At 43.6% G+C, this 19,108-nt stretch carries 18 protein-coding genes, 1 riboswitch and 1 other annotated feature; of the genes, 6 read left to right on the top strand and 12 right to left on the bottom strand.

Going from position 1 to position 19,108, the window contains the following annotated elements:
- Positions 1-39: 39 nt before the first annotated feature.
- The gene (locus tag L3V32_RS02890; protein WP_005378154.1) at positions 40-618 is read right to left on the bottom strand and encodes a thymidine kinase; all 579 of its coding nucleotides are present in this window, start codon (positions 616-618) and stop codon (positions 40-42) included.
- Positions 619-705: 87 nt separating this feature from the next.
- Positions 706-2,088, bottom strand: coding sequence for a cysteine--tRNA ligase (gene cysS, locus L3V32_RS02885; protein WP_005390902.1), 1,383 nt, complete (start codon positions 2,086-2,088; stop codon positions 706-708).
- A gap of 203 nt (positions 2,089-2,291) precedes the next feature.
- Here cysS and L3V32_RS02880 point away from each other — a divergent pair, with 203 nt between their 5' ends.
- The 4 genes from L3V32_RS02880 (at position 2,292) to L3V32_RS02865 (ending at position 5,499) form a co-directional block, all read left to right on the top strand.
- A complete protein-coding gene (locus tag L3V32_RS02880) occupies positions 2,292-2,786 on the top strand; it encodes a peptidylprolyl isomerase (protein WP_005390900.1) in 495 nt (164 codons plus the stop codon).
- Positions 2,787-2,846: 60 nt separating this feature from the next.
- Entirely contained in the window at positions 2,847-3,584 is a 738-nt protein-coding gene (lpxH, locus tag L3V32_RS02875) for a UDP-2,3-diacylglucosamine diphosphatase (RefSeq protein WP_006743038.1), read from the top strand.
- Between the two features lie 98 nt (positions 3,585-3,682).
- Positions 3,683-4,897: an EAL and HDOD domain-containing protein gene (locus L3V32_RS02870; protein WP_109168488.1), complete on the top strand. Its 1,215-nt coding sequence runs from the start codon at positions 3,683-3,685 to the stop codon at positions 4,895-4,897.
- Between the two features lie 86 nt (positions 4,898-4,983).
- Positions 4,984-5,499 carry a YchJ family protein gene (locus L3V32_RS02865; protein ID WP_237283772.1) on the top strand — a complete coding sequence of 172 codons (516 nt, stop codon included), beginning with the start codon at positions 4,984-4,986 and terminating at the stop codon, positions 5,497-5,499.
- A 283-nt stretch (positions 5,500-5,782) separates the two neighbouring features.
- Here L3V32_RS02865 and hisIE read toward each other — a convergent pair whose 3' ends face one another.
- From hisIE to hisG, 8 genes are all read right to left on the bottom strand, one after another.
- The gene (hisIE, locus tag L3V32_RS02860) at positions 5,783-6,418 is read right to left on the bottom strand and encodes a bifunctional phosphoribosyl-AMP cyclohydrolase/phosphoribosyl-ATP diphosphatase HisIE (RefSeq protein ID WP_104969276.1); all 636 of its coding nucleotides are present in this window, start codon (positions 6,416-6,418) and stop codon (positions 5,783-5,785) included.
- Positions 6,415-7,188 carry an imidazole glycerol phosphate synthase subunit HisF gene (gene hisF, locus L3V32_RS02855; RefSeq protein WP_054867303.1) on the bottom strand — a complete coding sequence of 258 codons (774 nt, stop codon included), beginning with the start codon at positions 7,186-7,188 and terminating at the stop codon, positions 6,415-6,417. Before hisF ends, hisIE begins: the two co-directional genes overlap by 4 nt.
- Entirely contained in the window at positions 7,170-7,907 is a 738-nt protein-coding gene (hisA, locus tag L3V32_RS02850) for a 1-(5-phosphoribosyl)-5-[(5-phosphoribosylamino)methylideneamino]imidazole-4-carboxamide isomerase (protein ID WP_237283771.1), read from the bottom strand. The genes hisF and hisA overlap by 19 nt, the downstream gene beginning before the upstream one ends.
- 12 nt (positions 7,908-7,919) lie before the next feature.
- Positions 7,920-8,534, bottom strand: coding sequence for an imidazole glycerol phosphate synthase subunit HisH (gene hisH, locus L3V32_RS02845; protein ID WP_047008596.1), 615 nt, complete (start codon positions 8,532-8,534; stop codon positions 7,920-7,922).
- 26 nt (positions 8,535-8,560) lie between these two features.
- Positions 8,561-9,634 carry a bifunctional histidinol-phosphatase/imidazoleglycerol-phosphate dehydratase HisB gene (gene hisB, locus L3V32_RS02840; RefSeq protein WP_053807213.1) on the bottom strand — a complete coding sequence of 358 codons (1,074 nt, stop codon included), beginning with the start codon at positions 9,632-9,634 and terminating at the stop codon, positions 8,561-8,563.
- A 65-nt stretch (positions 9,635-9,699) separates the two neighbouring features.
- Complete coding sequence (gene hisC / locus L3V32_RS02835) at positions 9,700-10,740, bottom strand: histidinol-phosphate transaminase (RefSeq protein ID WP_104969274.1); 1,041 nt, start codon at positions 10,738-10,740, stop codon at positions 9,700-9,702.
- Positions 10,728-12,047, bottom strand: a complete 1,320-nt coding sequence (gene hisD, locus L3V32_RS02830; RefSeq protein ID WP_237283770.1) for a histidinol dehydrogenase — start codon at positions 12,045-12,047, stop codon at positions 10,728-10,730. The genes hisC and hisD overlap by 13 nt, the downstream gene beginning before the upstream one ends.
- A gap of 5 nt (positions 12,048-12,052) precedes the next feature.
- On the bottom strand, positions 12,053-12,949 hold the full coding sequence (gene hisG / locus L3V32_RS02825) for an ATP phosphoribosyltransferase (protein ID WP_005390869.1): 897 nt from the start codon (positions 12,947-12,949) through the stop codon (positions 12,053-12,055).
- Positions 12,950-13,002: 53 nt separating this feature from the next.
- Positions 13,003-13,140 (bottom strand) — a sequence feature (His leader region).
- A gap of 365 nt (positions 13,141-13,505) precedes the next feature.
- On the opposite strand from hisG, the gene L3V32_RS02820 reads away from it, so the two are divergent.
- Positions 13,506-14,459: a sigma-54-dependent Fis family transcriptional regulator gene (locus L3V32_RS02820; protein WP_005390867.1), complete on the top strand. Its 954-nt coding sequence runs from the start codon at positions 13,506-13,508 to the stop codon at positions 14,457-14,459.
- Positions 14,460-14,785: 326 nt separating this feature from the next.
- On the opposite strand, the gene tet(35) is transcribed toward L3V32_RS02820, so the two are convergent.
- The gene (gene tet(35), locus L3V32_RS02815; RefSeq protein ID WP_005390865.1) at positions 14,786-16,387 is read right to left on the bottom strand and encodes a tetracycline efflux Na+/H+ antiporter family transporter Tet(35); all 1,602 of its coding nucleotides are present in this window, start codon (positions 16,385-16,387) and stop codon (positions 14,786-14,788) included.
- A 109-nt stretch (positions 16,388-16,496) separates the two neighbouring features.
- Positions 16,497-16,679, bottom strand: a riboswitch (Lysine riboswitch).
- Positions 16,680-17,261: 582 nt separating this feature from the next.
- On the opposite strand from tet(35), the gene L3V32_RS02810 reads away from it, so the two are divergent.
- Positions 17,262-17,669, top strand: a complete 408-nt coding sequence (locus L3V32_RS02810; protein ID WP_005390863.1) for an H-NS family nucleoid-associated regulatory protein — start codon at positions 17,262-17,264, stop codon at positions 17,667-17,669.
- 127 nt (positions 17,670-17,796) lie between these two features.
- Here L3V32_RS02810 and L3V32_RS02805 read toward each other — a convergent pair whose 3' ends face one another.
- On the bottom strand, positions 17,797-19,101 hold the full coding sequence (locus tag L3V32_RS02805) for an inosine/guanosine kinase (protein WP_005390861.1): 1,305 nt from the start codon (positions 19,099-19,101) through the stop codon (positions 17,797-17,799).
- Between the last annotated feature and the right edge of the window lie 7 nt (positions 19,102-19,108).

Genomic DNA, 19,108 nt, shown 5'->3' with positions numbered 1-19,108 from the left:
AAGCCACCGATTACGGTGGCTTTTCTGTATTAATACGGATTATTTACCGAGTGCTTCTTTGTAATGCTGACGGCACACGGAGACATATTTGTCGTTACCGCCGATCGCAACTTGATCGCCCTCTTTAATCGCCACGCCATGTTCATCGGTACGAATAACCATATTCGCTTTGCGACCGCAGTGGCAGATCGTTTTGAGCTCAACCAACTTGTCTGCCCAAGATAACAGGTACTTACTGCCTTCAAAAAGTTCGCCTAGAAAATCGGTGCGAAGGCCGTAACACAATACTGGAATATGCAGTTTATCAACAACTTCAGTAAGTTGGTAAACCTGCTCTTTCGACAAGAACTGACACTCATCAACAAGAATACAGTGACGTTTCTCAACCTCATTCAGAGCTGCGATCTCTTGATATAAATTGGTATCCTGACGAAACAAATGTGCGTCAGATTGAAGACCAATACGAGAGCTCACTTTACCGACACCAAAGCGATCATCTAGTGCAGCCGTAAAAATAACTGGCGTCATGCCGCGTTCTTGATAGTTGAAAGAGGATTGAAGAAGCGTTGTTGATTTACCCGCATTCATTGCTGAGTAATAGAAATACATCTGAGCCACAGAGCATTACCTAAAGTTAAAGTTTTAATTTATGGAAATGGAAAATAAAAGGGCTGAATTATCAGCCCTTTAAAATTGAAAATTCAATTACTTACGACGCCACGTTGTGCCTTCTGGACCATCTTCCAGAACAATGCCCATTTCGGTCAGTTTGTCACGAGCCATATCTGCATTCGCCCAATCTTTCGCAGCGCGAGAGTCGTTACGCAGCTTGATAAGAGCTTCGATTTCAGCCACTTCATCATCGTTACCTGCATCACCTTTTAGGAAGGCTTCTGGATCTTGGTGAAGAATACCGATCACATCTGCTAGTTCACGCATTAGCGCACCTAGCTCGCTCGCTTTCTCTAGGTTTTCTGTTTTCAGACGGTTAACTTCGCGCGCCATGTCGAACAGAACAGAGTACGCTTCTGGCGTATTGAAGTCATCGTTCATCGCTGCTGTAAAGCGAGATACATACTCTTCACCACCAGCAGGAGCAGCATTTAGATCCAAACCACGTAGAGAAGTGTATAGACGCTCAAGCGAAGCGCGTGCTTGGTTTAGGTTCTCTTCGCTGTAGTTTAACTGGCTACGGTAGTGACCAGACATAAGGAAGTAACGAACCGTTTCTGCATCGTAGTGACCAAGTACGTCACGGATAGTAAAGAAGTTGCCTAGAGACTTAGACATCTTCTCGCGATCTACCATCACCATGCCACTGTGCATCCAAGTATTTACGTACTTAGTGTCGTGTGCACAGCATGATTGCGCGATTTCGTTTTCGTGGTGTGGGAACTGAAGATCAGAGCCGCCACCGTGAATATCAAAGTGATCGCCTAGGATTGAAGAGTTCATAGCAGAACATTCAATGTGCCAGCCTGGACGACCAGGGCCCCATGGTGATTCCCACGTAGGTTCACCTGGTTTAGACATCTTCCAAAGAACGAAGTCTAGTGGGCTGCGTTTGGCTGTTTCGACATCAACGCGCGCGCCCGCTTGCAGCTGATCCAAATCTTGTTTAGACAGTTTGCCGTATTCGTCAAACTTGCGAACCTCAAACATTACATCGCCATTATCCGCAACGTAAGCAAAACCACGTTCAATCAGTTTTTGAACAAGTTCGATGATTTCTGGAATAAACTGGGTTGCACGAGGCTCAATATCTGGGCGCTTCATGTTTAATGCGTCGAAGTCTGCGTGCATTTCACCGATCAAGCGCTCGGTCAATGAGTCACAAGACTCGCCATTTTCAGCCGCACGTTTAATGATCTTATCATCGATGTCTGTGATGTTGCGTACAAACGTTAGATCGTAACCTAGGTAACGAAGGTAACGTGATACCACATCAAAGGAGACAAAAGTGCGACCGTGACCGATGTGACAGAGATCGTAGATGGTAACTCCACAGACATACATGCCGACTTTGCCAGCTGTAATTGGTTTGAATTCCTCTTTCTGTCTTGTGAGTGTGTTATATATCTTTAACATGATCTCTATCTATGATTGTGAATGAATAAAAGAAGGTCGAGTATATCAACTCCGACCTGGTTAGGTAATAGCAATTAACCGATAAAACGATAATCGGCTAAACTTCAAGCACAAAACGAAGAATTTCCTCTTCCTGAGTTTTTAAAGCACTAGAACTTAGGCTAGAATCTCGGGCTCAACACAACACAGTAAAGGAAAGTAGCATGATCACCCTTCACACTAATTTTGGTGACATCAAGATTCAACTAAACGAAGAGAAAGCGCCAGAGACTAGCGCAAACTTCCTTCAGTACTGCCGCGATGGCTTTTACGACAACACTCTTTTCCACCGTGTTATTGACGGTTTCATGATCCAAGGTGGTGGCATGGAACCTGGTCTACGTGAAAAAGCATCACGTGCACCTATCAAGAACGAAGCAAACAACGGCCTAAGCAACAAAGTGGGTACACTTGCTATGGCACGTACTATGGAACCGCATTCAGCAAGCTCTCAGTTCTTTATCAACGTAAACAACAACACATTCCTAGATTTCCGTAGCGAAAGCCTAGATGGTTGGGGTTACTGTGTATTCGGTGAAGTTGTAGAAGGCATGGACATCGTAAATAAGATCAAAGGCGTTAGCACTGGTTCTTACGGCATGCACCAAGACGTACCTCTAGAGGACGTAGTAATCACTGGTACAACAATTGAAGAATAATTCGTAAGAATTATTTCTAAGAGATAAGTTAATGGGGAGGCATCGCTTCCCCTTATTTCTATGACAACATTATTTATTTCCGATCTTCACCTCACCCCATCGCGTCCGGATATTACGGAATGTTTTGTGACGTTCATGCGAACAGAAGCAACGAAAGCCGATGCACTTTATGTATTAGGCGATCTGTTCGAGTTTTGGGTTGGAGACGATGACAAAACTCCTTTTGCCAATCAAATCCGTACAGAGTTCCAGCAACTAACAAAGACTGGCGTTCCTGTTTATTTCATTCAGGGCAATCGCGACTTCCTATTGGGAAAACGCTTCTGTAAAGAGACAGGCATTACATTACTGGATGAAGTTAGCCTCATAGACCTTTATGGTACTAAAGCGGTTATTCTCCACGGTGACACCCTGTGTACTGACGACATTGATTATCAAAAATTCCGTAAGACTGTTCATCAACCTTGGTTGCAGTGGCTGTTTAATCACATTCCTTGGTTTATTAAGAAGAAAATTGTCTCAAAAGTTCAATCCGATATTCGTGATGATAAAATGAGCAAGCCTTTGGACATCATGGACGTCAATCAAAATGAAGTCGAGAAAGTGATGTCTCAGAATTGCGTCAACTTAATGATTCATGGTCACACTCATCGCCCGAATACACATTTTTTTGACGTCGATGGCGTTAAAAAGACCCGGATAGTTTTAGGGGATTGGTATACGCAAGGCTCAGTTTTACAAGTAAATTCTGATGGCTTTGACCTACAAACGAGACCATTCATACAGAATTTGCGTTAAGCATGTAGAGCGTGTAGAAGATTCACGCTCAAGTCGTAGATATTTTGTAAAAAATCGCTATTATCATAATACTAAGTTAAACAGAACGAAGTACCTAATTGAAGTATTCTTACGTAGCTCGCCAACCGATTCTGGATAGAGAAAAACGAACCATAGGTTACGAACTTCTCTTTCGAGACGGTCCTAAAAATACCTTCCCTGAAGTAGAACCAGAGCTGGCTACTAGTCGACTGCTATCCGATCATTTTTTGTCGACGCATTACAACACATTAGGGAACAAACTTGGCTTTGTTAACTTTCCGCATCAAAGCTTGGTGAATCTGGTCCCAACTCTGTTTCCCAAAGAGTCTCTCGTCATTGAAGTCCTTGAAGATTGTGAACCGACAGAAGAGTTGCTAGAAGCAATCAAGCACCTTCATGAATGCGGATACAAAATTGCTTTAGATGATTTTGTGCCGACGAAGGCTTGGAAACGTTTTCTTCCATACGTTTCCATGATTAAGTTTGACATTCGACTCGTACCGATCAAGAAAGCCGCTATTTTTATTCAGGCATTAAGCCCATTTAAAATCGACTTTCTTGCGGAAAAAGTAGAGACCTACGAAGAGTTTGAGCAAGCTTTAGAAGCCGGCTTTAACTATTTTCAAGGGTATTTTTTTAGCAAACCTGAGATGATCCAGAAAAAACGGTTGAACCCCGCGTTTCTTACAGTCATCCAGCTTTGTAAAGAGATTGCAGATAAGCCCATCGACTTCAATGAGGTTGAACGTCTGTTTTCGATTGATGTGACGCTGTCATACAAGCTGCTTACTTACGTAAATTCAGGATATACATTAACGACTAAGATTAAGTCGTTCAGACAAGCGCTTATTTATCTGGGTGAAGAGCGACTACGACGCTTCATATCCTTAGTTGCCATTGCGTCCGTTCAAGAAGATAAACCAGATTCTCTTTACTCCTTGGCGATTCAGCGTGCGAGAATGTGTGAACTGTTGCTTAGCCAAATGAGCACTAGGTACGACCCTGGACAAGCTTTTTTAACAGGAATGTTTTCTTTACTCGGATCTTTGCTCGATCAACCGCTCTCGGATGTCATTGAAGATATCCCCGTTGACGAAGATATAAAACTCGCATTAACCAGTCGAAAAGGCGTACTTGGCCACTTACTTTCAATGACGATCGCCTACGAACAAGCAGACTGGGAATTAGCTGAGCGGTATTGCACCGTTCTTAAATTAACCGAGCCTCAATTAGCAGACGCTTTTAATCAATCTACTGAGTGGGCTCAAGAACTGCTGTCTCAAACGCCCTAAATCGCTATAATGCCCCAAAGAATACTGCTGCCTCACTTATGTGAGGTTGTTTGTTTTTACCGCTTAATTAATCGAGATTTCATTTTATGGCTTCTTCTTGTCCTTGCGGCTCTAACCGCACCTACCAACAGTGTTGTGAAATTGCCCACAATAACCATGCTGACGTTACCACTCCGGAGCAGTTAATGCGCTCTCGTTACAGTGCGCATGTGCTAGGTCTAGTAGATTACGTGGTGAACACGTACCACCCAAGCTGTAATGCAGAAGAACAACGAGAAGGCATTGCCCAATCTATCGACAGCGATTGGTGCAAACTTGAAGTATTAAAAACAGAAGCTGGCAGTAATGACAATGAAGGCTTTGTCGAGTTTAGCGCTTATTTTGATGAAGACGGCAAACGCTACTGTATGACAGAACGTTCTCGCTTCGTAAAAGAAAATGGGCTTTGGTACTACATTGACGGCACATTTCCTGAAGAAGAGCCAGAAGAAGAACCAGAACAGGATCCACGTTTGAACCAAACAGTAAGCAGTCTCAAGGTCGGCCGTAACGACCCGTGTATCTGCGGAAGCGGTAAGAAGTTTAAGAAGTGTTGTGGGTAAAGGCATCCACGCCTAGCTTATTGAGTTCGCTTTAATGAGATTCCTGACCTCACCTAAGCTCGTCGGAATAACGTGAATATGTACTTTCGTTTGAAATAGATAACGCGACTTCAAATACCGTTAGAAAATATATCGTCATTCTGAACAGCGAAGAACAAGCGTGATTCAGAATATAATCACCGTAGGCTCTGCTTTCAGATTTCCCCACCGAATCAACAATATTACATTAAAAAAAAGCCCCTAGACTCACGGGAATAGAGGCTTTCATTTATCTATGACAGGCTTATTTATGACGTTCTTTCAACTTGTTCACTACGTCATTCATCGATAAGCCTTGGTCTTGAAGCAATACCATTAAGTGGTAAATCAAGTCTGCTGATTCACACACTAACTCCGCCTTATCGCCCGACGTCGCCGCAAGCGCGACTTCAACGCCTTCTTCGCCCACTTTTTGCGAAATACGCTTGGTGCCACGGGCATAAAGACTGGCAGTATAAGAGGAATCTGGGTCGGCACTCTTGCGGGCAGCCAATAGCTGCTCAAGTTGATGAAGCCACACCATTTGTGACTCCTCTTGCGGATCTCCATCCCAACAAGTTGTTGTTCCAGTATGGCAAGTCGGACCAATAGGATTCACTTTAACTAGCAGTGTGTCATTGTCGCAATCGAGCTGCATGTTCACCAATTGTAATACATTGCCTGAGGTTTCCCCTTTGGTCCAAAGACGCTCTTTGGTACGAGAGAAAAACGTCACTTGACCTGTTTCGCCCGTTTTTGCCAACGCATCTTGGTTCATGTAACCCATCATCAGCACTTGGCTTGATTGGAAGTCTTGTACGATGGCAGGTACCAGACCATCCACCTTTTCCCAGTTGATTCGCTCAGCTAGCGAACTTACTTCGGCGGCTTTCACACTCATAGTCGTACCTCAATGCCTTGTTGTTTCAAATACAGCTTTAATTCACCGATATTGATGACTTGTTTGTGGAATACCGACGCGGCAAGCGCGCCATCCACATTTGCTTTTTGGTATGCTTCCGCAAAGTGCTCCATAGCACCTGCACCACCCGATGCAATCAATGGCACGTTACACACTTCACGCACCATATTAAGTTGTTCAATATCGTAGCCGTTACGCACACCGTCTTGGTTCATCATGTTCAGTACGATTTCACCAGCGCCGCGTTTTTGTACTTCTTGCACCCAATCACGCGTTTCCCATTGGGTTGCTTTGGTGCGTTCTTCATCGCCAGTAAACTGGTAAACCTGATACTTACCTGTCTCTTTGTCGTAGTATGAATCGATACCAACGACGATACATTGCACACCAAACTTATCAGCAAGGTCAGTAATCAGTTGCGGATTCGCCAATGCAGGTGAGTTGATAGACACCTTATCTGCACCAAACTCAAGAATGCGCGCTGCGTCTTCTGCTGATTTAATTCCACCAGCCACACAGAAAGGAATATCAATCACTTCAGCAACGCGAGCGACCCAACTTTTATCGACGACACGACCATCACTTGAAGCAGTAATATCGTAGAACACAAGCTCATCAGCGCCTTCTTCTGCATAACGCTGTGCCAGAGGAACGATATCGCCAATGATCTCGTGATTACGGAACTGCACGCCCTTCACTACTTGTCCATCACGAACATCAAGACATGGAATTATTCGCTTTGCCAACATGCAAACGCCTCCTCTGCTGTGAACTTACCATCTAACAATGCACGACCAACAATCACGCCAGCCACACCGCTGCCTTTTAGTGCTTCGATATCCGCTAATGAACCGATGCCGCCTGAAGATTGGAACTGCACTTGTGGATACTGTTTACATAAGTCGACGTAAAGCTCAACGTTTGAGCCTTCTAGCGTACCGTCACGAGAAATGTCCGTGCAAAGCACATGCTGTAGACCTACCGTCAGATAATTGTTGATCAAAGCTTCGATAGTCACGCCTGAATCTTCTTGCCAACCAGAGATCGCTACCTTACGCGTGCCGTCTTGGTCGATGTTGATATCTAGCGCGAGAACGATTTTCTCTGCGCCGTATTTTTCCATCCAACCTTTCACAAGCTCTGGTTGTTTTACTGCTGTAGAACCAACCACAACACGTTGAGCACCGGCTTCTAACAGATCAATCACGTCTTGCTCTGTACGCACACCACCACCGATTTGGATGTTCGCTGGCGTGCTTGCTAGTAGCTTTGCAATCAAGTCAAGCTGGCGCGCTGTTGTATCTTTCGCACCAGTTAAATCCACTAAGTGCAACCAGTTTGCACCAGCTTGGTGGTACAAGTTGAACTGCTCTGCTGGGTCGACTTTGTACTCGGTTACTTGGCCGTAATCACCTTGATAAAGGCGAACCACCTGTCCTTCAATTAAATCAAGAGCTGGAATAATCACACTAAATCCCTTTTATAATTCTAAGAAGTTTTGAATAAGCTTCGCACCCGCTTTTGAAGAACGCTCTGGGTGGAATTGCACACCATAATAGTTACCGCTTTGAACCGCAGCAGTGAATGGATTTCCGTAATCACATTCGGCAATGGTGTAGTCTCCAACTGGCATCGCAAAGCTGTGCACAAAATAGAAGTACTCACCCTCTTCAATACCTTTGAATAACGGATTGCCTGCTTTTGCAGAAACGGTATTCCACCCCATGTGCGGCAGTGGCAAATCGCCGGTTTGAAGCAGCTTCACTTCGCCATCGCAAAGTCCAAGACACTCAACTAACTCGTCGGCTTTCTGCCCTTTTTCTTGAGACACTTTGCCCAGCAGTTGCATGCCTAAACAGATACCTAGCAGTGGCTTTTCTACCTGTTTTACTAAGCTGATAAGGTCACGTTCTTCTAGGTTCTTCATCGCTTCACTAGCGGTTCCCACGCCCGGTAGAAATAGCTTGTCAGCCGCCAATACAACTTGTGGATCTTTTGAAATCGTTACGTCATAACCTAGGCGTTCAATAGCAAACTTCACCGAAGAGACGTTGGCACAGCCAGTATCGATAATGACAACTTTCTGTTCTGTCACTGTTTTTCTCCTTGCTAAGGTTAGCCTTAAAGTACGCCTTTACTACTCGGTAGCTCAGTGCCTTCTACTTTGATTGCTTGGCGCAGAGTACGACCAAACGCTTTAAATAGGCTCTCAATGATGTGGTGATCATTGTTGCCCGCAGAAGACAGGTGCAGTGTACACGCTAGTGTGTCAGTTAAAGAACGGAAGAAGTGAACCACCATCTCTGTTGAAAGGTCCCCCACTTGCTCGCGACTAAACTGCGCGTCGAACTTAAGGTAAGGACGACCAGATAGATCTAGTGCACATTGTGCCAAGCACTCATCCATAGGCAGGCTAAAACCAAAGCGACCAATACCACGTTTGTCACCCAGTGCTTCTTTCAATGCTTGACCCAAAGCAAGAGCGGTATCTTCGACCGTGTGGTGATCATCAATGTGTAGATCACCTTCTACTTTGCACACCATCTGGAATCCACCGTGCGTCGCAATTTGATCCAACATGTGGTCGAAGAAACCAAGACCCGTTGAGATATCGTTACCGCCTTGCTCATCAAGATTAACCGCAACTTTGATGTCCGTTTCTTTCGTGGTACGAATAACTTCAGCAACACGAGCTTTCACCGTCAGATCTTTCAGGATCTGTTTCCAACCCATGGTTTCTGGGTTGTATTGAATACCACGAATTGCCATGTTTTCTGCAAGTTGAAGATCGGTTTGACGATCGCCAATCACGACAGAGTTTTGGAAATCAACTTTGCCACCTTGAAGGTACTCTTTCACCATGCCTAGCTTAGGCTTACGGCAAGAGCAGTTATCTTCTTCAAAGTGAGGACAAATCAACACGTCATCGAACTTCACACCTTGAGACTCGAAGATCTCCATCATCATGTTGTGCGGTGCATCAAAATCAGCTTGTGGGTAGCTGTCAGTACCCAAACCATCTTGGTTAGTGACCATCACTAGACGGTATCCAGCATCCTGCAACGACAACAGGCTTGGGATAACAAATGGCTCTAGTTTTAGCTTATCTAAACGGTCTACTTGAAAATCAACTGGCGGCTCAACAATTAAGGTGCCATCTCGGTCGATAAATAGGATTTTTTGTTGCTTGCTCACTCGAACTTCCTTATTACTAATCTTGTTTCGTTCTCGGCATAAACCGAAAACGTTGAGAATTCTATTTATGAATAGTAGTTTCTAATGAAACCCAGTGTCTTTTCACACTCGTCGCGGTTACCAACACTGATACGCACGCAGTTCTCAATTGGCGAGTTACGCAGGATAATGCCCGTATCCCAAGCGGCTTTGAAAAGAGCATCGCCATCTGGGAATTTCACCAATAAGTAGTTACCCCACCCTTCAAAAACCTCCAGACCCGGAATCATCGACAAACCAACTTGTAAGTAAGCTCGGTTTGCGTTCAAGTCGAGAACTTGGAACTTCGCTCGCGCTAATCCTGCTTCTGAGAGCGCTTGAGTAGCAATTTCTGCAACTGGCACCGGTACTGGGTAAGGTGCGATAACTTTAAGAAGTACATTAATCAGCTCTTCGTTCGCAAGCGTAAATCCACAACGCAGACCTGCAAGCGCGAAAGCTTTCGACAGAGTACGCAGAATCGCTAGATTTGGATATTCTGCCAGTAAATCTACTGTTGACGCTTCTGGACAAAAATCGATGTACGCTTCGTCCATGACCACGATTGCGCGGTCTTTTGTCATCTCAAGCAGAGAGACAATATCGTCACGCTTAACTAAGTTACCCGTTGGGTTGTTTGGCGAGCATACGAAAACCAGTTTCACGTTATCCAGGCTCGCTTCGATACCTGCGAGGTCTAGTTGCCAATCTGACGTTAGCGGTACCGTTTTGCGCTCTACACCGATGGTTTCTGCACTGATGGCGTACATACCGTAAGTCGGTGGGCAGTATAAAATCGCGTCTTCACCCGGTTCACAGAAAGCACGAATCAATAACTCAATACCTTCATCTGCACCGCGAGAAGTCAGCGTTTGTTCTGGCTTCACTCCAGCATACGCGGCGTAAGCAGAAATCAGTTCTTTCGGCTGGCATTCGCTGTAACGATTAAGACGAGCAAAGTCTGTTTTGTATTCATTGTTGAATGGCGATTCGTTGGCGTTCAGCCATACGTCACCTGTTCCACCAATTCGGCGAGCCGAAAGATAAGGTGTTAGTTGTTGGACTTGTTTACGCGCTAGCTTTTCCATCTCTTTACTCTCTTATTCTTACTTGCTAATTTTTCTACACGGATAGTAACAGCACGTTTGTGGGCGTCCAGACCTTCTGCTTCAGCCATGGTGACAACCGTTGGCGCAAGATTTTTAAGACCGTCAGCTGAAAGCTCTTGAACCGTCATTCGTTTAGAAAAATCAGCCAAACCTAAGCTTGAATATGTCCGTGTGTAACCGTAAGTAGGAAGAACGTGGTTAGTGCCCGATGCGTAATCACCTGCAGATTCAGGCGACCAATCCCCAAGGAAGATCGAACCTGCGTTGTCTAATAGAGGCAGAAGCTCGCGTGGGTTCTTAGTCTGAACAATTAAGTGCTCAGGACCATAATAATTAGAAATAGAGATCGCTTGGGTGATCGATTCAGCAATAATGATTAAACTCGACGCGAGCGCTTTTTCTGCAATCTCTGAACGAGACAACTCTTTCAATTGACGACGAACGGCATCTGTCACCTGATCTGCAATAATGGCTGATGGCGTCACAAGTACAACTTGAGAGTCAGGTCCATGCTCTGCCTGACTTAGAAGGTCCGCCGCAATAAAATCTGGGTCCGCTGTTTCATCCGCAATCACAAGAACTTCCGAAGGACCCGCTGGCATATCAATCGCTGCGCCACGGAAATCATTGCTCACCTGACGCTTTGCTTCCGTCACGTAAGCGTTACCCGGGCCAAAAATCTTATCAACTTTTGATACGGTCTCTGTACCATATGCCATTGCAGCAACAGCTTGACCACCACCGACGTTGTACACTTCATCAATGCCACACAATTTTGCTACGTAAAGGATCTCGTCAGCGATTGGAGGCGGAGAGCAAAGCACAACTTTACGACAGCCAGCAATTTTCGCAGGCACGCCAAGCATCAAAACCGTCGATGGCAATGGCGCGCTACCACCAGGAATGTACAAACCCACTTTTTGAATTGGACGTGTTACCTGTTCACAAAGCACACCCGGTTGAGTTTCGACTTTAATTGGCTGTGGCTTTTGCGCTTTGTGGAATTTAGAAATATTGGCATAAGCTTGCTCTAATGCGTTTTTCATTGATTCAGACAAGCGCTCTGAAGCGGCTTTAATTTCCTGAGAAGAAACACGAATGGACTCAGGTTTAACGCGATCAAACTTTTCTGTCAGCTCGTTGAGAGCAGAGTCGCCTTCATTTCTAACTTTAGCGATAACCTCAGACACTGCTGCAGTGATATTTGCACCTTCTGCAATAGCAGGACGTTCTAAGATCGAATCTTGCTGCTCTTCACTTAAAGATTGCCAAACGACTGTTCTCATGATGTTTACTCCATCATTTTTTCAATTGGTAGCACTAGGATTGAGCTAGCACCTAACTCTTTTAGCTGTTCCATAGTTTCCCAGAACAGGTTTTCAGAACTCACTAAGTGAACAGCCATTTTCTGCTTATCTGCAGAAAGAGGAAGAACAGTAGGATCCTCAGCACCAGGAAGTAGTGCTTTGATTTGATCGAGCTTTTCAGCTGGCGCGTGAAGCATGATGTACTTAGACTCTTTCGCTTGTTGTACGCCTTGCATGCGAGTCAGTAGTTTTTCAATCAGTGCTGTTTTGTCTGCATCAAACTCACCGATACGTTGAATCAGCGTCGCTTTAGATTTAAAGATCACTTCCGCTTCTTTTAAGCCATTCGCTTCTAACGTTGCGCCAGTCGATACCAAATCAGCAATAGCGTCAGCTAGACCTGCGCGAGGTGCAACTTCTACAGAGCCAGTTAGCATACATGTGGAGAATGGAACGCCTGCTTCATCCATGTAAGCTTTTAGGAGTTGAGGGTAAGTTGTGGCAATACGCTTACCGGCTAAGTCTTGTGGACCGTTGTACTCTTCATCCTTGTCGATAGCGATAGACAAGCGACAACCGCCAAAGTCAAGTCGACGAAGTTGTACAAACTCACATGGTTCACCCAGAGCTTTGCGATCAAGACGAACTTCTTCCAATTCATTTTCACCAATGAAACCTAAGTCAACAACACCATCCATGATCAAGCCAGGGATGTCATCGTCACGAACCAAAAGCAAATCAATTGGCATGTTCTCCGAGTGAACCACTAAACGCTCACCCATTACATTAAATTTTACGCCGCACTGTTTTAGCAGAGCTTGGCTCTCTTTGCTAAGGCGACCTTTTTTCTGAATTGCGATTCTTAAGCGTTGTGTTTGCATTGCTTTTTCCCTGTGCAAGATTTTGATATCTAAGTAATTTTTGAATTAATAAAACTAAAAAACCCTCGAGAGATTGGAGTCTCCCGAGGGTTTAAAATCTGCTTTTACTTTGATTTCACCTCCGGGAGTTTCCTGCCTCCCGGGTATGCGTACACCGCCCGAAAGACTAGATTGGGTGATGATGGTGATGAATGTTCATTACAAAATTACGCATACTTATTTAAGGCTCTATTGAGTTGCTTCGTTAGTAACCACACTAACCAAGGATTCTATATTTTTCAATACTGAATTTAGCATTTTCTAACTATTTTTTATAATCACTTGATTTTAAAGGATTTAAATTTAATTTCAGTTGAGTATATGGGTAGAAATTAGGTTTCTATTCAACCCTATTCTTAAAGAAAAAGAAGAATAGTATGAATTTTCATCAAAACAACTATTTAGATCTCACCGCCCTTAGTAATTGACATCATTCTCAATAAAGAGACATCCACTCACGTTTGAGACGACTCATTCAAAACTATTATTTGAGTGGGGCAAAAAATAGTGATTAACCATGAAACTGCGTAACGGTAGTAACAAACAAGCTGTGGATTTCAGCGATACAACACTATACCCATTAATCGGCAATAGTGCATGTATCCAAGAACTTCGCACGGCAATCCAAAAGTACGCTCAATGTGATGCTGAAGTACTCATTCAGGGTGAAACAGGGGTGGGCAAAGGTCTCTGTGCTCGTCTTATTCATCAGTTGTCGAACAGACACTCGGCACCTTTTGTTGAAGTTAACTGCGGCGCAATTCCAAGTGGTCTTATTGCGTCCGAACTTTTCGGTCACGAAAAAGGAGCATTTACAGGAGCGATTTCAGATCGTATCGGTTTTATTCAAAAAGCGCATAAAGGTACCCTATTCCTAGATGAGATTGGTGATATGCCGCCGGATCTACAAATCCACCTTCTGCACTTTTTAGAGAGTAAGCAAATCCATAAAGTCGGCGCTGATAAATTCATTGACGTGGACTGTAGAGTCATTGCTGCGAGCCACGTGGATTTGAAAAATGAGGTTGTACAAGGTGGATTCCGTGAAGATTTATTCTATCGGCTTAATATCTTGCCATTAACCATTCCTCCACTGAGAAAGCGTGGGAAAGATATCCTTATGTTATCAGAACACTTCTTAACAGATTTGTCTCATGGTCAGGTACAAAAAATGTCGGATAAAGTCAAAGCCAAGCTCCTCAAGCATCGTTGGCCAGGTAACGTAAGAGAACTGCGAAATGTAATCCAACGAGCGATTGTCATGTGTGAAGATCACACGCTTCTCGTCGCCGACTTGGGCCTTGATAATAATGAAAGGCAATTACTCCCTTCAGTAGACCAAATTGATCTCGACTACCTACTGCAAGCTATCGAAGAAAATAAGCACAATATGAGTGCGGCTGCACGTCATCTTGGTATTTCAAGAACAACGCTTTATCGTCTAATAAAGAAATACAACTTAAATGTTTAGTTGCTGTACAGGTGTAACGTGACACTGTGTAACAGACAACTCATCATATATCATTTACTTAGCCCCTCATCAGAAATCTCTTGATATTACTACTTTTAAAATCAACAACTTAAAGCGGGCACAGTCTTTGCTTAGAGCTAAGAAGAAGTCAGTTGATAGATTTTCTATCACAGCACAGAAAGGAGTGCTCAGAACACAAATAGCTCGCTTTTAACACGAAACGATTATCCCCAAAAACGCGATTGCCCCCCTCACCTAAATCGCGTTAAAAAAAAGCTCCGCTAAATTTAGCGGAGCTTCCTCTTTATTAAAAATACTGAGCTGTACTAGACATTTTGGCACGATGCCATTTTAGACTTCGACAACCAAGAAAGTGCTCCACATACAATAATAAATGTGATTGATGCAGCGATGAATGAGAATGCAATTGACGCAGTCATCCCCAAAGTAATGAAGCCAACACAGGAAACTAGCGCCACGGACAACGCATAAGGCAACTGGGTCGATACGTGATCAATATGATTACAACGTGCACCAGTCGACGACAGAATAGTGGTATCGGAAATAGGTGAACAATGGTCACCAAAAACGGCACCGGCTAAAACTGCACTTAGCATTGGGAGCATTAGCGCAAGATCAGTTGCACCAGCCATATCACCCGCGATTGGAAGCATAATGCCGAACGTACCCCAAGAAGTACCTGTTGAAAATGCCATTAGACCAGACAACAAGAATAGGATAACTGGTAGCCAATGTGGATTGATATTGCCCTGAGCCATTGTAGAAAGGTAAGAACCCGTCTTCATGTCACCGATAACCGAACCGATAGTCCAAGCAAATACTAGGATTAGAATCGCTCCAAACATAGACTTAGCACCAATCCAAAGTGTGCGTGCAATTTCACCCATTGGAAGACCTTGCTTCACAACAGTAAATAATGCGACAGCTAAGCCAAGCAAGCTACCGTAGATTAGTGATGTGCCTACATCTGTATTTTCAAACGCACCTAGAAGCGCAAACTCTTTGCCGTCAGCAGCCAATGCTTGGCCACCCGTGTAAAGCATAGAAGCGATAGTCGCAATAATCAGCGTCACGATAGGAAGTACCAAGTCTGACACTTTACCCTTTTCGCTTTCACGGATATCTAGCTCTTCGTTTAGATCATGCGCTTCTTGCGAGTCGTTTTCTTTGTCTTTATCAAAGCCGCGGCCTTGAGATGCAGAGATTTCATGCTCACGCATCTTACCGATATCGAGGCCAAACCACGCCACAGCAAACACCATAAGCAGTGCAAAAACTGCGTAGAAGTTCATTGGAATAAGACGAACGTACGCGCCAAGAGCCGAATACTCAGTGATCCCATGTGAGACTAAGATACCGCCGATAATCGTAATAATGTAAGCACCCCAGCTAGAAGCAGGCATGATCACACACATTGGTGCAGCAGTTGAGTCTAGAATGTATGCAAGCTTCGCGCGAGACACATAAAAACGATCGGTTACTGGACGAGAAATGGCACCAACAGCAAGACTGTTAAAGTAATCGTCGACAAAAATGAATACGCCTAAAAAGGCAGCAAGAAGTTTGGAGCCGCGTTTACTCTTCACTCGAGATTGTGCCCATTCGGCAAATGCACGAGTACCACCAGATAGCGTTAATAATGCAGTTGTCATACCTAATAAGATTAGGAAACCAACAATGCTCATGTTCCAAGTGTTAATTCCGCCATCTTCAATAAAGACAGAAGAAACTTGAGAACTCACGTAACTAACGGTATCACCGATAGACCAGCTATTAAGTAGAACCGCACCCAGCACGATACCTACACCTAAGGAAACTAATACACGTCGAGTCAGAATCGCCAAAGTCAAAGCGACAATAGGTGGCAATAATGAAACAGGAGAACTAGAAAAATCTATTAAATTCATGATCTTCAAAAACCAAAGTTTGGCTAGAGATCTACTGCAGACAAGTCACGTAGCATACGATACGTGCTCATGTTGAACTTAGCGACAGGGAAGCGAACACTCCACCCAACCCTACAGTAGCGCTCCATAGTTTAATGTGAATATATACTATGGCAGTGTTGTTCCTTTCAGATACAACCCCAGCAAGTAACTTTGATGAGTTACTTACTTCGGCAATCTTCGCCTTCCACTATTATTCATTGGCATCACCCCAATAATAGCTACTCTTCGAGACCGCGCCTCTACGGCAACAACAAACAATTAACCGCTAAGTGTACAAATTAACAACAAATTGTCTGCAATATTGCATCAGGTAGCAGCCATTGTACTTATGATGAGAGTCAATGCAACACATCAAACTAAATTAAACAAATAAATAATGACTGAGATAATTTATAAACCTTGTCTACTTCAAGTTAGTTTTGTGCAACTGAAATCACATCAATTTTGTTATTTATGAAACATTATTACTACCTTAAAAATATCATGGTTTATCTTGTATCAATAAATTAAGGATATATGACACTCCATCAAAGATGGACGCTTCATATTTTTAAGTAATAACTCAACTTTTTTTATAAAAACCAAGCTGGCTCTATCTCTATACAATAACGAGTGTTGATTTCAATTCTCATCTAATAAGATTTATTTCGAGTGTAATAATATTTATTGCTTTAAAAAAATAGCTAAATTTAAACAAAATCTTGATTTAGTATTTGCACATAAGGAAAAGATAAAGTTAAATATAAGGACTCTTTGTTTATTTATAGATTGGCATTATTTAATCGTAACGATAAAAAGTGCCCAACACATTAACCTTTTAATAGGAATCGTTATGTCAGAGCTGACTAAAACCCTTCTAAATATCCGTAGCCTTCGTGCATTTTCTCGTGAGCTGACTCTAGAACAATTGGAAGAAGCTCTAGATAAACTAACTACTGTCGTAGAAGAGCGTCGTGAAGCAGAAGAAGCAGAACGTGCAGCACAAGCTGAGCAAGAAGCTAAGCTAGCAGAGATCGCAGAGAAAATTGCTCAAGACGGTATTGACGTAGAAGCGCTTATTACTGCGCTATCTGGCGAAACTAAGACGAAAGGCAAAGCGAAGCGTGCACCTCGTCCAGCTAAATACAAATACACAGACTCAAACGGTAATGAGAAGACTTGGACAGGCCAAGGTCGTACACCTTCTGCAATTCAAGAGCAACTTGATGCAGGTAAATCTCTGGATGATTTCCTGATCTAAATCCGCGCTATTTTTAAAAGGCTCCCAATGGGAGCCTTTTTTATTTGGTTCATTACAAATAAAAAAGGCGCATTTTTTAATGCGCCTTTTACTTTAGTTATAGAATGGTTAATTAAACTACTGTGTATTAACGTTCCCAGTATGCTTCTTCTAGGCTATCTTCTCGCTCAGGAAGCCCACGTGACAAACGTGGAGAATGTTGCACGAGAACTTCGTAGCTCGCACGGTTTGCGTATTTACATACTTGAGAAAAAGAAGAGTAAGTTAAATATTCGTTACTGTGCTTGCTTGAATTAGGCACATTTTCTTTATGGTATTTATTTGCCGCCATATCATGAAGAACAGCAGATAACGCAGCATCACCTGCACCATTGGTATTCTTGATTTTTTCTGGACCACCCATATATGGCGAGATATGTGAGTACACTTTTATTGGTGTTTCACATGTGTCTTTTTTCGCCGGACGACTAAATTCATAGCGATTAAATTCAGCGATTGACCCCGGAAGTAATGGCAAAGAAGTTTCGCGCTTCGCGCTGTCTTCCGTATAACCCGCCATAAATAGGCCTACAGGCCCCGCGGTGCACAATACTAGATCTGCCCACTCCAGTGTTTTATCAGATGCAGCAAGTGGGTCTGACTCACCCGTCAGAGCTTCTGCTTCATCTTCATTCATCGCAACGACTGAAACGTTATCTCGAATGAATTCTTGCCAATATTTCGGGTCATCTTGAATAACGAACTTCGTCCCAAGAGTCAGAACAACGGGCACATCATTCTTTTTCGCGTACTCAATCGCTTTCATTGTTGCTTCAGGCATTGGGTCGCCTTCTTTACAACGTACTAAATATGACGTTAGTACAAGCGCCGATGCATTTTTAAAGATTTTTTCTGGAATGCTATCAGGATGCAGTTGGTTCATTTGCCCTTCACTGATCGCAAAAGTACGTTCACCATCTTCTGTAATAAGAGCGAAACAACGACCGATAGCGCCATCAACACCTTGTAGGTAGTTCAAGTCCATGCGGCTTGATGTATTACAAAGGTAACGGTAGCCATAGCTGCCAATTTTGATATCCTGGCTCATCACTCCAAGCAGCGTAGAGCGATCATCTGCTAGCACAGAGTAATTGTGTAGCGTGTTACCAATTGTGCCACCCGCATACTCATTGGTAATTAAGTTCTCTTCTTTAAGTTGCTGGTACAACTCTTCTGCTCTTTCGTCATCAATAACCAAAGAGTGACCTTTACTCAGACCGTACTTTTCAATCACATCCGTTGTAACTTTAGCTTCAATATCAACCAAAGTTTGGTCAATACCAATGATGTGAGTGCGCGTCATCTTCTTGCTTTCTTGTGCTTGGCTCACCAGCGGGTCACGAGCATGAACAGGAAAATAGTGCTTCGATTTGCGTTGTCCAGGAAATTTCATATTGTCA

It is taken from the genome of Vibrio sp. J2-4 (genome assembly GCF_021728155.1).
GTDB lineage: Bacteria > Pseudomonadota > Gammaproteobacteria > Enterobacterales > Vibrionaceae > Vibrio > Vibrio diabolicus.
The sequence above is the reverse complement of the archived record's forward strand: the minus strand, read 5'-3'. Positions and strand labels throughout refer to the sequence as shown.

Coding starts and splice junctions, on each gene's coding strand:
- hisD (WP_237283770.1), bottom strand. CDS start 12,047: ATGAGAACAGTCGTTTGGCAATCTTTAAGTGAAGAGCAGCAAGATTCG.
- L3V32_RS02865 (WP_237283772.1), top strand. CDS start 4,984: ATGGCTTCTTCTTGTCCTTGCGGCTCTAACCGCACCTACCAACAGTGT.
- cysS (WP_005390902.1), bottom strand. CDS start 2,088: ATGTTAAAGATATATAACACACTCACAAGACAGAAAGAGGAATTCAAA.
- L3V32_RS02805 (WP_005390861.1), bottom strand. CDS start 19,101: ATGAAATTTCCTGGACAACGCAAATCGAAGCACTATTTTCCTGTTCAT.
- hisF (WP_054867303.1), bottom strand. CDS start 7,188: ATGTTGGCAAAGCGAATAATTCCATGTCTTGATGTTCGTGATGGACAA.
- lpxH (WP_006743038.1), top strand. CDS start 2,847: ATGACAACATTATTTATTTCCGATCTTCACCTCACCCCATCGCGTCCG.
- hisG (WP_005390869.1), bottom strand. CDS start 12,949: ATGCAAACACAACGCTTAAGAATCGCAATTCAGAAAAAAGGTCGCCTT.
- L3V32_RS02880 (WP_005390900.1), top strand. CDS start 2,292: ATGATCACCCTTCACACTAATTTTGGTGACATCAAGATTCAACTAAAC.
- hisIE (WP_104969276.1), bottom strand. CDS start 6,418: ATGAGTGTGAAAGCCGCCGAAGTAAGTTCGCTAGCTGAGCGAATCAAC.
- L3V32_RS02820 (WP_005390867.1), top strand. CDS start 13,506: ATGAAACTGCGTAACGGTAGTAACAAACAAGCTGTGGATTTCAGCGAT.
- hisC (WP_104969274.1), bottom strand. CDS start 10,740: ATGGAAAAGCTAGCGCGTAAACAAGTCCAACAACTAACACCTTATCTT.
- L3V32_RS02810 (WP_005390863.1), top strand. CDS start 17,262: ATGTCAGAGCTGACTAAAACCCTTCTAAATATCCGTAGCCTTCGTGCA.